The sequence below is a fragment of the Arthrobacter rhamnosi genome (assembly GCF_054510975.1).
This window is the reverse complement of sequence record NZ_JBTNDN010000001.1, coordinates 700,761-713,145: the sequence shown is the minus strand read 5'-3', so window position 1 is coordinate 713,145 and position 12,385 is coordinate 700,761. Positions and strand designations below refer to the sequence as shown.

Genomic DNA, 12,385 nt, shown 5'->3' with positions numbered 1-12,385 from the left:
ATGCCGCACCACGGAAATGAAGAAGAGCACCAGTCGGAGCCGGTGAGCTCACCCGACGACCGGAAGATCGACCCCGAGACGGGCGAAGTCCGTGGGCAGCAGAACGACACCGGTGCTCCGGCCGCGGAGGAATCCGCGGCCGGAGGGCCGGCCGCCCCCACCGGTGATGCCTCCGAGGGAGACGCCCTGGCTCAGGCCGAGGCCATCCTGAATGAGGCCGGCGCCGACAGCGAGACCGACCCTACCGAGCAGGTCATCGCGGAACTCCGGAACGATCTGCTCCGCCTGCAGGCCGAGTACGTCAATTACCGGCGGCGCGTCGAGCGTGACCGCGACGTCGCCCGGGACCAGGCGGTCATCGGCGTCATCAACTCGCTGATGCCCGTCCTCGACGACATCGACGCCGCACGCCAGCACGGCGACCTGGCCGAGGGCCCGTTCGCGGCGATCGCGGGCAAGCTCGAGAACGTCCTCAAGGCGTACGAGCTCACCCGCATCGACGAGGTCGGCGTCGCGTTCGACCCGAACATCCACGAAGCGCTCATGCAGCAGCCGAGTGCGGACGTCCAGGCCGACAGCGTCAGCCAGATCCTCCGTGCGGGCTACCGCAAGGGCGAGCGCGTCCTCCGGGCCGCGCAGGTCATCGTGGCGGTTCCGGAGTAATCAGCACCATGAGCGCCGGGACGGTCCCCGAACGGTGGCAACGAAATTCCTGCGGGCCTGGCGGCCCTTGGAATATTGAAGCCGCCTTCCTCGGGGACTGTCCCGGCTCCCGCCGCTTACTCACCTCTCTATTGGAAGAACTACGAAAGGAGACGCCAGTTGGCTAGTCAGGATTGGGTCGACAAGGATTTCTACAAGATCCTCGGTGTCTCCAAAGATGCGTCCGACGTCGATATCAAGAAGGCCTACCGGAAGCTCGCCCGCAAGCATCACCCCGACCAGAACCAGGGTGATGCAGGTTCCGAGCGGACGTTCAAGGACGTATCGGAGGCGTATTCCGTCCTGTCGGACGCCGAGCAGCGCCAGCAGTACGACGCCATCCGCGCGATGGGCGGCGGTGCACGGTTCTCCGCGGGCGGCGCGGGCGGCGGTGCAGGCGGTGCCGGATTCGAGGACATCTTCGGGAACCTGTTCGGCCAGACCACGGGCACGCGCCAGCGCACCGGCTTCTCGAACGGCAACCTGCCTCCCGAATTCGCCGACCTGTTCGGCAGCGGGGGCATGGGCGGCAGCGGCTTCCCCGGTGGTTTCCAGTCGACGCGTCCGCAGAAGGGCGCCGACCGCACCGCCAGCACGTCCATCTCGTTCGGCGGGTCCATCAACGGGACCACGATCGGCCTCCGCGAGCCCTCGGGCGAGCAGATCGACGTGCGTATCCCTGCCGGCATCCGGGACGGGCAGAAGGTGCGCGTCAAGGGCAAGGGACAACCCGGCCAGGCCGGACCGGGTGACCTCATGGTCACCGTTCACGTGAAGGACCACCCGCTCTTCACGCGCGACGGCGACAACATCCGCGTCCACGTGCCCGTCAGCTTTCCCGAGGCGGCGCTCGGAGCGCAGATCGACGTGCCGACCCTCACCGGTGAGCTGGTAAAGATGAGGATCCCCGCCGGAACACCGTCCGGAAGGACCCTCCGGCTCAAGGGCCGAGGCGTGAAGACCGCGAAGGCGACAGGTGACCTCCTGGTGACCGTCGACGTCGTCGTCCCGCAGAATCTGTCGAAGGACGCCGAGGCCGCCGTCGAGGCGTTCCGGGACGCGACGAAGGACGCCGATCCGCGTGCCGGCCTCGCTGCGAAGGCTCGGCTGTAACAGTACATTTGAGCAACCGCCGGGAGCACCGGCAGCGGAAGGAGGCATGCAATGGACCACACGGTGCCCATCTACGTCATCTCCGTGGCCGCCGAGCTCGCTGACATGCACCCGCAGACGCTCCGGCAGTACGACCGGCTGGGCCTGGTGACTCCCAGCCGGGCACCGGGCCGTGCCCGGCGCTACTCCCCGAAGGACGTCAGCACGCTGCGCGAGATCCAGAGGCTGTCGCAGGAAGGGGTGTCGCTCGAGGGCATCCGTCGCATCCTCGAACTCGAGAACCAGGTGTCAGCACTGCAGTCGCGCGTCACCGAGCTGTCCTCCGAACTGGCCGCGCGCCGGGTCCAGGCCGAATCCAGCAGGATCTTCGCCGCCGGGCTCGCCGGCGACGTGGTCACGCTGGCCCGCGGCCAGCGTCCGCGCCCGCGCAGCCAGGCGCTCGTCGTGTGGCGACCGGACGCGGCCCGCACGGCACGCTAGGTCAGCACGACGCCGGCCCCTGGTGGAATTTGTCAGGGGACGCGGGCAGACTGGTCAGATGGAATCCACCCCGGAGATGCCCCATGTTTGAAGTTTTCGTCGAGGCCCTGGCGATCGGTGCCGGCGTACTCACCGCGCTGGGCGCGGGCACGGGCGTGGCCGGCTGGCTGGTGGTCCGGAAGGTCAAGCGGTCGAGGATCATCGAGCGCACGAAGGACCGGGGTCTCCTCGCCGCACGCGCCTACGCACCGGATCGACTCACCCGGGAGCCTGCGCGGCTCATCGGTGACCTCAAGCGCTCCTCCCGCGCGACGCATCTGGCCCTGGCCGAGGCGACGGCACAGGGCCGTCCCGTCGGCGACCTCCCGCGCGCCGCCGCGGAGATCGACCAGGCAGCGGCATCGCTGGACCACCTCCTGCGGGCCGCGGACCGCGAGCCCAACCGTGCGCTGAAGCAGGAATGGACCGCGGACCTCGCCGCACAGGCACATGCCCTCGATGAGCTCTCGGCCGACCTGCGCCGTTCCCTCCTCCAGACCTCGCGCTCCATCGACACGCTCCAGCTCGAGCAGGCCACGCATCGGCTGCGCACGGAGATCTCCGCGATGACCACCTGGCGGGACAGCTACGGGAACCGGCAGGCCTGGTAATCGGTTTCACCAGGTAGCCTTCTTCCAACCAGTCCCCGGGGGGTCCGACGTGTCGATCAGACGCCGTATCACGCGCATCGTGCAGGCCAACCGTTCCGCGGCGGCCGAGTCCAAGCAGGATCCGAGCGTCCAGGCGCAGGACGCGCAGCTGGCGCAACGCAGGCTGCTCGACCAGGCGCGGCGCGGGGCGGCCGACGTCGCGGCCCACCACTACCGCGTAGGGCTGGCAGCCAATGACGCTGCCGACTACCTCAACCGGGTCGAGGCGGCGGCTGCGGCCGCGGCGCAGCGCGGTGACGACGACGCCGCCCGCGCGGCGATCCGTGAATCGATGACCGCACGGCGACGCCTGGAGACACTCACGGGCCAGCTGCGCGAAGCGGAGCAACAGGCCCGCAGGCTCCACGACGACGTGCAGCGGCTGGAGGAGCGCGTGAGGCAGAACGCGATGGACTACGACGCCCTGCGCGCCCGCCGTGCGGCAGCACAGGCGGCCATCGGCGTCCACGATGCGCTTGCCTCCTCGTCGCGGGAGGCCGCGGCGATCGACGCCGCGCGCCGCAGCGCCGAACTCGAGGTCCGGCGCTTCGAGGCGCAGGCCCAGGCACGCGAGGAACTGTCGTGGACCGACCCGTCGTCGCCGCGACTCCAGCAGGCCTTCGAGGAGCTCGAAGCCGAGGCGGCCGCCCAGCAGGAGCTCGAGGACCTCAAGCGGAGGAACTCCCGAGGCTATCCTCCAGGGCAGCACTGAGGGCCCGGAGGACTGCGTCGTCGACGTCCTCCTCCCGGCGGAGCCGGATGCGCCACGCGAACGGATCACTGGTGCGGACCGGTTCGAGCCCTGGCAGATCCGGCACCGCCAGGCGGAAGAACAGGTCCACCGCGGTCCTGGTGCTGGGCGTGACCTGCGCGAACTTCCGGCGCGACGTCTGCAGGGACACGTAGGTCTTGCGCATCTGGATGACGGTGCCGGGGGTCTCGGCGGCCCACAGGAGGAGCCGGTCCGCGATGGGTTTCAGGAGCGGCCGGTCCGCGTACTGGCCGTCGTAGAGTTCGTCGGCGGTTCGAAGGAAGAACTCCGGGAGCCCGAAGACCTCCCAGTCCACGCTCATCAGGTTGTACCCGGTGACACCCTGGTCCTTCAGCCAGCGGGACAGCTCGTCGCGCCCGGTGATCCCCGCCTCGCGTGCCGCCGTCGCCCACTCCGCGGGCGTCCGGCCCGTCGTGCGGAGGAGACGCGCGGCATTCGTGTCCACCATCGGCTGCCAGCTCCGCATTCCGCTCATGCCCCCACTGTAGCGGCGCCCCGCTTCCCGCCCGGTGGCGCAACCGATGAGCGGTGGCTGCGAAGCGCGGAGAAGCCCGGAGGGCGTTGCTACACTCGGGCGATGACAGAGCTGAGCGGGTCCCACGTCCTCGTCGTCGGCGCTACCGGGGTGCTCGGCGGGGAGCTGTCACGCCAGTTGGCGGCCCAGGGCGCCCAGCTCACGCTCTCCGGCCGGTCCGAGGAGAAGCTCGCGCAACTCGCGGATGAACTCGGCGACGCCGTCGTCGGTCGCGTTGCCGCCGACCTGGGGAAGCTGACCGGTCCCGCGGACATCGCCGCAGCCGTCTACGGACGCGAGCTCGACGGGGTCGTCTTCGCGTCCGGGGTCGTCGCCTTCGGCCCCGCCGTCGAGGTGGACGACGACACCCTCGACGAACTCGTGCTCGTCAACCTCCTCGGCTACATGCGGCTCATGCGCGACGTCGCCCCGAAGCTGGGCAGGGACTCGTTCGTGGCCCAGATCAGCGCCGTCGTCGCCGAGAGCCCGACGGCGGGCATGGCGGCGTACTCGGCCACCAAGGCCGGCCTCAGTGCCTACGGCAAAGCGCTGACGCTGGAGCTGCGGAAGCAGGGCGTCCGTGTGCTGGATGCCCGTCCGCCGCACACCGAGACCGGGCTGGCGTCGAGGCCCATCGCCGGGGATGCCCCGAAGCTCCCGCAGGGCAAGGACCCGGTGGCAGTCGCCGGGCGCATCGTCACCGCGATCCGGGAGGGCGAGCGGGACCTGCCGTCGTCCGCATTCTGACACCCGGCGGACACCCCGCGTTCGGACTCCGGCCGGCACCGGCCGAAGGATGCAGCCGGCCATGGCGCCCGCCATCACGCGAAGTCCTGCACCTTCCGCCAGCCCGGATCCAGCGTGTGCCTGGCGGTGACGGAATGGCGGCCGCGAGCGGCGGCATCGAAGACGTCCCGCCCGTTCTGGTCCTCCGAATCGGAGTAGAAGTGGAACGTCCGGGCACCCTTCGAGGTCTCGGCGGCCACGAGCATGCCGCGTTGTCCGAGGGCACGCACCAGCCCGCCCTCGAGTTCGTCCAGCTCCGCCAGAACCGGAGGCCGGGGCAGTCCCTGCTCATCGGCGTCGAACGCGACGCGCAGGGCCGTGTGGAGGTCGAAGTCCGGATGGTCGATCCAGCGCAGCGGCCGCAGCACACGCACCAGGATGGGATGCCCGGAGCCCAGCTTCCCCTCCATCAGGAGCCAGCCCGGCTCGGGTGCGGTGCGGGCGAGCTCGGCCACGCGGGCGGGCAGGTCGGCCGCCGGAATGCTGTCCACGACGTCGTGGACGATACAGTCCACGCGACGGACCCAGCGTTCGACGTCGTCCTCTCCCAGGAGCCATTCGAGCATCAGCACGCAGAGGCCGTGCTCTTCGTCCCACTGGCCCGTGAAACCGGGGTTGTGGACGGACACGATCAGACCGTCCCCGGCCCGGGTCAGCGACGTGTGGACCCGGGTGCGGCGCAGGTCGAAGGTCCTGCCGCGGTAGGTGATGGTGGACTCGAGCATGTCCGGTTTGGCGCTGCGGGCGGGAACGAACTCCCACCGCCTGCTCGCCGGGGGCGATGCCCGGTACCAGCGCTCCGCCACAGGGCGCAGCGAAGGATTCCCGCCGCTGGAGACGCAGAGGGTGTGCTCGGCCTCGGTGCCCGTCCGCGTCTCCCATTCGAGGCCGCGGGCGATCGCCTTGACCCGGGTGGTCATCACATCGACGTACGCGTCGAAGTCGCCGGCGCGCGTCGCGGAGGTCAGCAGCTCCTCGCCGTCGTCGGCCCACCACTGCCAGAAGTCCGCAATGGGGTCCCTGCCGATTCCCCGGCCGATGCGCCGGCTCGCGGCGGCCCGGCGCCTGAAAATACCCATGGTCCTGCGTTCTCCTGGTGCGCGCGTCCCGGATCGTCCGGTCGCTCCGACTCCAGTGAATCTACCCGGGCGGGGCCCGGATGGGCGACCGTCGGCGGGTGTGCGGGGAGTGCCGTCAGGCGGTCCGGTGGGCGGGAGGGGTGCTGCCGGGCGCGCCGCGCAACCCGAGGACGGCGAGGAGGCCGGCCACCACGGCCAGCGTGCCAGTGAACGCGGCGACCCCCGGCCAGCCGTACTGGCCGAAGAACAGTCCGCCCAGCCAGCCGAAGAGGCTCGACCCGGCGTAGTACGCGAAGTTGTAGAGCCCGGACGCCTGGGCGCGGCCAGTGCTCGCGAGGACGGGTGTCCAGCCGGAGGAGACGGAATGGGCGGCGAAGAAGCCGCCCGTGAAGATGACGAGGCCGAGGACCACCAGGGGAACGGACCCCGCGAGTGTTATCACGAGCCCGGCCAGGATCACGGGAACCGCCGCGAGGAGGACGGGAAGGCGCCCGAACCGGACGCTCAGGCCTCCGGCCACCCGCGAGGTCACCGTGCCCGAGAGGTAGGCGAGGAACAGCAGGCTCACCAGGGACGCAGGCAGGAGGAACGGCGGTGCCTCGAGGTGGAACCCGAGGTAGTTGTAGACCGCGACGAATCCGCCCATGAGGAGGAACCCCTGCGCGTAGACGGCCAGGAGCCGGGGGGAGCGCAGATTGGTGGCGACACGTCGGACGAGTGACGGGCCCTGCCCCCGGACGACGGGGTGGAAACCGCGCGGCCGGGGTGCGAGCAGGACGAAGGCGACGGCGGCGCCTCCCGCCATGATGCTGACGCCGAGCACGCCCGCGCGCCATCCGAACGCATCCCCGACGGGCCCGGCCACGAGGCGTCCTGCGAGTCCGCCGAGCGTCGTGCCGGCGATGTACGTGCCCGCAGCCACGGCGGCGTGGAGCTTCTGCACTTCCTCGTGCAGGTACACGAGCGCCGTGGCGGGGACGCCGCCGAGCGCCACGCCCTCGAGGAAGCGGAGGGTGATCAGCAGGCCGAAGGTGGGTGCCAGGGCGGCGAGGAGACCGAGGACGACGGCGGCGCCGATGGCCCATGTCATCGTCCGCCTGCGCCCGGCACGGTCCGCGACGGCGGACCACGGAAGCACGGCGAGCGCCAGGCCCAGCGTCGCCGCGGAGACCGAGAGCGCGGCCTCCGCGGGCGAGACCCCGAATTCGGCGGCGAGACCGGTCAGCACTCCCTGCAGCGAATACAGCTGGGCGAAGGTCGCCAGCCCGGCGAACAGCAGGGCGAGCAGGATCCGCCGGTAGGCGGGCGAGTCCTTGGGGTGGCCCGGCCAGGGGGCGTCCGTCATGGGCTTTCCCCAGGGCCGGCCGCCGCGCGGCTCCGACGTCCCATGCCGCCCGCTCAGCGGCGGCGGTAGGTGAGGTCGAAGACCATCCGCCCGGCCTTGATCGCCTTGTTCTCGAAACTCGTGAGGGTGCGGCCCTCGAAGCGGGGCGCCCACCCACCGAGTTCGTCGACGCCCTCGTTGACGCCCGTGTTGCCGGTGCTCACCGGGTCACGGCCCTCGCGCACCGGGGCACCCCCCACCACGGATTCCACGCCGCTCTCCCACACCTGGGTGAGGGGGCTGTCGGCACCCGAGCGCTCGCCGTCGTGCAGGTTCTCGAACTCCCCGCTCGCGTCCAGGACGGCACGCATCTGCACCGCGTAGCTGGACCAGTCGGTGGCGAGGCGGAAGATGCCGCCGGGTTCGATGACCCGCGCGGCGAGGTCCACGTAGTCGTCCTTGACGAGCCTGCGCTTGTGGTGGCGCGCCTTGTGCCACGGATCGGGGAAGAACGTCCAGAGCTCGGCGACGGACGACGCGGGAATCATGCCTGCGAATGCCTCTGCGGCGTTCACCTGGGCGGTCCGCACGTTGGTCAGGTCCTTCTGGCTGATGCGCAGCATGGTCTGGGCGAGACCCGGACGGTAGACCTCCAGGGCGAGGTAGTCGCGGTCCGGATCGAGTTCGGCCGCATGCGTGATGGCCTCGCCCAGCCCTGAACCGACCTCGACGACGAGGGGCGCGGACCGCCCGAACGTCGCTTCGATGTCGAGCACGAAGCCGGGGGCCACGGAGGTGTCGGCGTTCTCCACCCGCGGCACGTCGATCAGGAAGGCTTCCGCGAGTTCGTCCCAGGCCTCACGGCGCCTGCCCTGGAGGCGTGAACCCCGCCGGACGAAGGAAACGGGCTGGGTGCGGTGCGGCTGGTCGGGGGTCTGTGCTTGTGGCTCCATCACCCCCAAGGCTACCGGCAGGGCGGGGGAGCCAGCGCAGAGGCTGCGCTGCGAGCCTGCCAGCGAAGCAGATCAGCCCGACGTCGAATACCGCGGCGAGAGTTGTTCTCGTGAAACGATCCCTGATCCCGTCCGGCTGGAGCAGGGGAAGCGGGCTAGGCGTCGATCACCAGGTCGGTCCGCGCTGTGGAGCAGCAGGGCAGGAACTTGCCTGCATCGATCTCCCGTGCCCGGATCCCGCCCTGGTGGTTCATCTCGATGTCGCCGGAGAGCTTGACGACCTTGCAGGAGCCGCACATTCCTTCCTTACAGTTCGCGCCGATTCGAACCCCTGCACGCTGGGCTGGCCCGAGGATGTGTTCGGTGGGGTCGACGCGCACATTGATGCCGGTGCGCAGGAAGGACAGAGTGAGGCTTCCCGTTCCGACCGTGTCGAAGCCCGAGACGTCGAGTGAGCCGGTCTCGGCTCCCTCGCCCGGGCTGCCGGCGGGCACTTCGGGACCACGCATGTCCGGGCCGGCTGCTTCCAGGGGAAGTCCCGTGGCCTCCAGGGTGCCCCTGGCGTCATAGCCGGGTTCGTAGAGCCCGAAGGCGCTGGGCTGGCTTTCGTAGTAATCCTCGGCGGAGTCGGCGATCTCCTCGGCGATCTCCTCGGCGATTTCCTCGGCGAGCGCGACCTCTGCCTGGTATTCGAGGATCGTCTGGCGATTTCCCGTGAAGAATTCCATGTTGATCGAGGTGTCGTCCACGCCGACCTTCCGCAGGAGCTCGGCGGCGGTGTTCAGGTAACCCTCGGGACCGCAGGTGTAGACCTGGCGGCCGTTGGCGTCGGGGGCGACCTCGTCGAGCATGGCTGCCGTCAGCCTCCCGCTGAGCCATTCCCACTTTTCGGGTTTGCTGCGGTCGCCGAGGGCGTAGAAGACCTTGATGCGCGAGTCCACGGAGGCGATGTAGGCCAGTTCCTGGTGAAAGCCGAATCCCCCGGCCTCCGCTCCGTGATAGAGCACGATGACGTCGGCCTGTCCGGGCAGGGAGTGGATCGTCCGCACCATCGACATGATGGGGGTGATGCCTGCGCCGGCGGCCAGCAGGAGGTAGCGTGCCCGGCGGTCGGCATCAGGCAGGTGGAATGCCCCGACCGGTCCGAGCATCTCGAGGACGGTGCCGGGTCGAACGTTCTCGTGCACCCACGGGGAGACCAGCCCGGTAGGGTCGCGCTTGACCGTGATATTGAAGGTCCACGGCTGGGTGGGCGAACTGGACAACGAGTAACTGCGGTCCACCGCATCCTGGTCCTCGCCGTTCACGGGAAAGGCGACGTTCACGTACTGGCCCGCACGGAACGCGAGGGGCGCGCCGTCGCAGCGGCGGAACACGAAGGTCATCATGCCGCCCACCTCGGGAAAGGTCTCGACACATTCCGCCATGAACTCCTGCGGATGCCAGGGGCCCAATGCATGGGCGGCGCGGGCGGGTCCCTCGGTGCTGCCCATCACCCGATTCCACGGCATCTCAAGTCCGCGGATGCGCTGTGGCTCCTGGGTTGCCGTCTCTGTGCCGAGTTCGATCATGCCAAGTGCTCCTGCACGCGCTGCACGTACCAGTTGATGAACGCCTCGACCTGGTATTCGCTCTTCATGTACGGGCCGGGCTCGTAGGCGGGGCTACCCGCGCCTTTCTGGCACAGTTCCACGAACGCCTTGTCCTGCAGATTCGTCTGCTTCCAGGTGTAGGTGAGTTTCTCCAGGTCGTAGTCGACGCCTTCCACGGCGTCGTCAGCCACCAGCCAGGTGGTGCGGACCAGGGTCTGATGTTCGTTGACCGGGTAGACGGCGAACGTGATGACGTGGTCGGCCTGGAAATGGAACCAGCTGTTGGGCTGCAGGTGCATCGAGCAGCGGCCGAGGCGGAAGTCCCGCAGGTCGCCGAGCAGCTTCTTGGAGAGCCGGTGCCCATCGGGCGAGAACGATTCGCCGTCACCGTCGAGCGATTCCCGGGAGATGCGGATGCCCGCTACGCGGGTGTCGAGCTCCTCGACGACCTCGTAGGGAAGGCCATAGCGGCGGCAACGCTCCTCGAGCGAGGACTGGGCTTCCTTGTTGCGGTCCCACACCTCCTCTAGGTGGGCCGGGATCAGTCCCTCCGTCAGGCCCCAGGTGGGAAAGAGGGAACAGGCGAGCTCCGGGTGGCCGTCGCAGTGGTAGCACTCACGGTTGTTCTCCATGACGAGCTTCCAGTTGCCCTCTTCGATGATGTTCTGCTGGTAGGCGATTTTCGTCTTCGCCAGATCGTGGGGTGCGAGGTAAGGCTCGAAGATCTTGGAGGTCTCGTCGAAATCCGTCGGCGGCTCGTCGGCGATGCAGACGAAGACGAGTCCGGCGACCACACGGCTGGAGGCGCGCTTGAGGCCGAAGCAGCCCTTGTCGAACTTCGTCTCCCCCGGTGCGGAGGCGTGGATCAGATTGCCCTCGGAGGAGTAGGTCCAGGAGTGGTAACCGCAGACCAGGTTCCCTGTTGTCCCCGCGGGTTCGGTCAGGACGCGGGCGCCGCGGTGGCGGCACACGTTGTGCAGGACGTTCACGCCGCCGTCGTCGTTGCGCAGCACGATCAGGGAGTATGGCCCGTAGTCGACGGTGACGTAGTCGCCCGGTTCCGGCAGCTCCGCGATGCTGGCGGCGAAGATCCAGTGCTGCCCGAAGATGGCCTGCATGTCGACGCTGAACATCGTCGGATCGGTATAGAAGGGGGCATCGAGGGAGTAACCCACGCGCCGGAAATTGAACAACTCGGTGATTTCCGCCAGCTGCTCGGCAGGCACCGAGGAAACGAGCTTTCCCCGCGAGTTGAGGGGTGTGTTCACTGGAGCAGACATGGGTTCCTCCCAAGAGGGCTGGGTAACTGTGTGATGCGTGGGGTCCACGGGTGCGGCGAGCGTCGCCGGAACGATGTTGGTATGAGGTTAGTCACAAGCGCTCTGCAATAAAAGCGCAAGATCCAGAAGATAACAGTGCACAATAAATGCATGATAGATCCGCGGCTCACCACACTGCGTGTGTTCGCCCGGTGCGGCACGGTGGGCGCGACTGCGGAGCTCACCGGGTACTCTCCCTCTGCCGTCTCCGCGCAGTTGCGGGAGCTCCAGCGCGTATTGGGAATGCAGCTGCTGACGAAGGACGGCCGGGGTGTGCGGCTGACCGCCACTGGACGCTTTCTCGTGGAGGGCTCGGACACTCTCATCGCCGAATGGGAGAGTCTGCGGGCGGCAGCCATGGAGGCCGGCGACCAGGTGCAGTCCCGTTTCGGGCTCGGTGGATTCTCCACGGCGGCTGCACGGTTGCTTGCGCCGCTGGCAGCCACTTTGCGCTCCACCCGCCCCCTGCTGAAGGTGCAGGTACTCGAAGCCGACCCGGCGCGCTGCTTCGATCTGTTGGTTGCCGAGCGGATCGACCTCGCGGTCGTCGTCGCCATGCAGTCCGAAGCGTATGTCGAGGACGACCCGCGCTTCGAGCAGAGGGTTCTGCTCGACGATCCCCTGGACGTGATTCTTCCCGCCGACCATCCCTTGGCATCGCAGGGGACGGTGACGCTCGACGAGTTGGCGTCCGAGCCCTGGATCACCGAGGGCGCAGGGTCCACCTACCATTCCCTCTTCACTGCGGCGTTCACGGCGGTCGGAGTGACACCGCGGATCGCTCATGAGGCCGTGGAATGGGAGACCCAGATCGCCTTCGTCGGCGCGGGGCTGGGCGTAGGCCTGCTGCCGCGTCTGGCGCCCCTGCACAATGCCGAAAACGTGGTTCGATTACGCATTACCGGCCGGGGGAAGCCCTCGCGCCGCATCGTCGCCGCGGTGCGCAGGGGCAGCATTGCATCGCCCCTGATTCAGGAGTCACTCGGCATCCTCCAGATCAGCGCCGATCGGATCCTCACCGCCCGGCCAGAAGACGATCCCTGAGACCGCATGGCCGCGATG

At 68.9% G+C, this 12,385-nt stretch carries 13 protein-coding genes; 7 read left to right on the top strand and 6 right to left on the bottom strand.

Annotated features, from left to right (window positions below):
* The 5 genes from ACX80J_RS03285 to ACX80J_RS03265 all read left to right on the top strand — a co-directional run bounded on the left by ACX80J_RS03285 (position 1) and on the right by ACX80J_RS03265 (position 3,696).
* Positions 1-663 carry a nucleotide exchange factor GrpE gene (locus tag ACX80J_RS03285; RefSeq protein ID WP_459346790.1) on the top strand — a complete coding sequence of 221 codons (663 nt, stop codon included), beginning with the start codon at positions 1-3 and terminating at the stop codon, positions 661-663.
* A gap of 159 nt (positions 664-822) precedes the next feature.
* Positions 823-1,815 carry a DnaJ C-terminal domain-containing protein gene (locus ACX80J_RS03280; protein WP_459345220.1) on the top strand — a complete coding sequence of 331 codons (993 nt, stop codon included), beginning with the start codon at positions 823-825 and terminating at the stop codon, positions 1,813-1,815.
* 51 nt (positions 1,816-1,866) lie between these two features.
* Positions 1,867-2,295: a heat shock protein transcriptional repressor HspR gene (locus ACX80J_RS03275; RefSeq protein WP_459345219.1), complete on the top strand. Its 429-nt coding sequence runs from the start codon at positions 1,867-1,869 to the stop codon at positions 2,293-2,295.
* A gap of 83 nt (positions 2,296-2,378) precedes the next feature.
* Positions 2,379-2,945 carry a hypothetical protein gene (locus ACX80J_RS03270; protein WP_459345218.1) on the top strand — a complete coding sequence of 189 codons (567 nt, stop codon included), beginning with the start codon at positions 2,379-2,381 and terminating at the stop codon, positions 2,943-2,945.
* Between the two features lie 49 nt (positions 2,946-2,994).
* Positions 2,995-3,696 (top strand): PspA/IM30 family protein, encoded by a 702-nt coding sequence (locus ACX80J_RS03265; protein WP_459346789.1) that lies wholly within the window; start codon positions 2,995-2,997, stop codon positions 3,694-3,696.
* Here the strand turns inward: ACX80J_RS03265 and ACX80J_RS03260 are convergent.
* A complete protein-coding gene (locus ACX80J_RS03260) occupies positions 3,653-4,231 on the bottom strand; it encodes a DUF5655 domain-containing protein (protein ID WP_459345216.1) in 579 nt (192 codons plus the stop codon). The two genes, ACX80J_RS03265 and ACX80J_RS03260, sit on opposite strands and share 44 nt — an antisense overlap.
* Positions 4,232-4,333: 102 nt before the next feature.
* On the opposite strand from ACX80J_RS03260, the gene ACX80J_RS03255 reads away from it, so the two are divergent.
* A complete protein-coding gene (locus ACX80J_RS03255; RefSeq protein WP_459345215.1) occupies positions 4,334-5,017 on the top strand; it encodes an SDR family NAD(P)-dependent oxidoreductase in 684 nt (227 codons plus the stop codon).
* 74 nt (positions 5,018-5,091) lie between these two features.
* Here ACX80J_RS03255 and ACX80J_RS03250 read toward each other — a convergent pair whose 3' ends face one another.
* The 5 genes from ACX80J_RS03250 to ACX80J_RS03230 all read right to left on the bottom strand — a co-directional run bounded on the left by ACX80J_RS03250 (position 5,092) and on the right by ACX80J_RS03230 (position 11,284).
* A complete protein-coding gene (locus tag ACX80J_RS03250; protein ID WP_459346788.1) occupies positions 5,092-6,135 on the bottom strand; it encodes a DUF695 domain-containing protein in 1,044 nt (347 codons plus the stop codon).
* A 115-nt stretch (positions 6,136-6,250) separates the two neighbouring features.
* Complete coding sequence (locus tag ACX80J_RS03245; protein ID WP_459346787.1) at positions 6,251-7,480, bottom strand: MFS transporter; 1,230 nt, start codon at positions 7,478-7,480, stop codon at positions 6,251-6,253.
* A 53-nt stretch (positions 7,481-7,533) separates the two neighbouring features.
* Positions 7,534-8,412, bottom strand: a complete 879-nt coding sequence (trmB, locus tag ACX80J_RS03240) for a tRNA (guanosine(46)-N7)-methyltransferase TrmB (RefSeq protein ID WP_459345212.1) — start codon at positions 8,410-8,412, stop codon at positions 7,534-7,536.
* A gap of 155 nt (positions 8,413-8,567) precedes the next feature.
* Entirely contained in the window at positions 8,568-9,983 is a 1,416-nt protein-coding gene (locus ACX80J_RS03235; RefSeq protein WP_459345211.1) for a ferredoxin reductase, read from the bottom strand.
* Positions 9,980-11,284: an aromatic ring-hydroxylating oxygenase subunit alpha gene (locus tag ACX80J_RS03230; protein ID WP_459345210.1), complete on the bottom strand. Its 1,305-nt coding sequence runs from the start codon at positions 11,282-11,284 to the stop codon at positions 9,980-9,982. Before ACX80J_RS03230 ends, ACX80J_RS03235 begins: the two co-directional genes overlap by 4 nt.
* Before the next feature lie 150 nt (positions 11,285-11,434).
* Here ACX80J_RS03230 and ACX80J_RS03225 point away from each other — a divergent pair, with 150 nt between their 5' ends.
* Entirely contained in the window at positions 11,435-12,367 is a 933-nt protein-coding gene (locus tag ACX80J_RS03225; protein WP_459346786.1) for a LysR family transcriptional regulator, read from the top strand.
* The last annotated feature ends 18 nt before the right edge of the window (positions 12,368-12,385 follow it).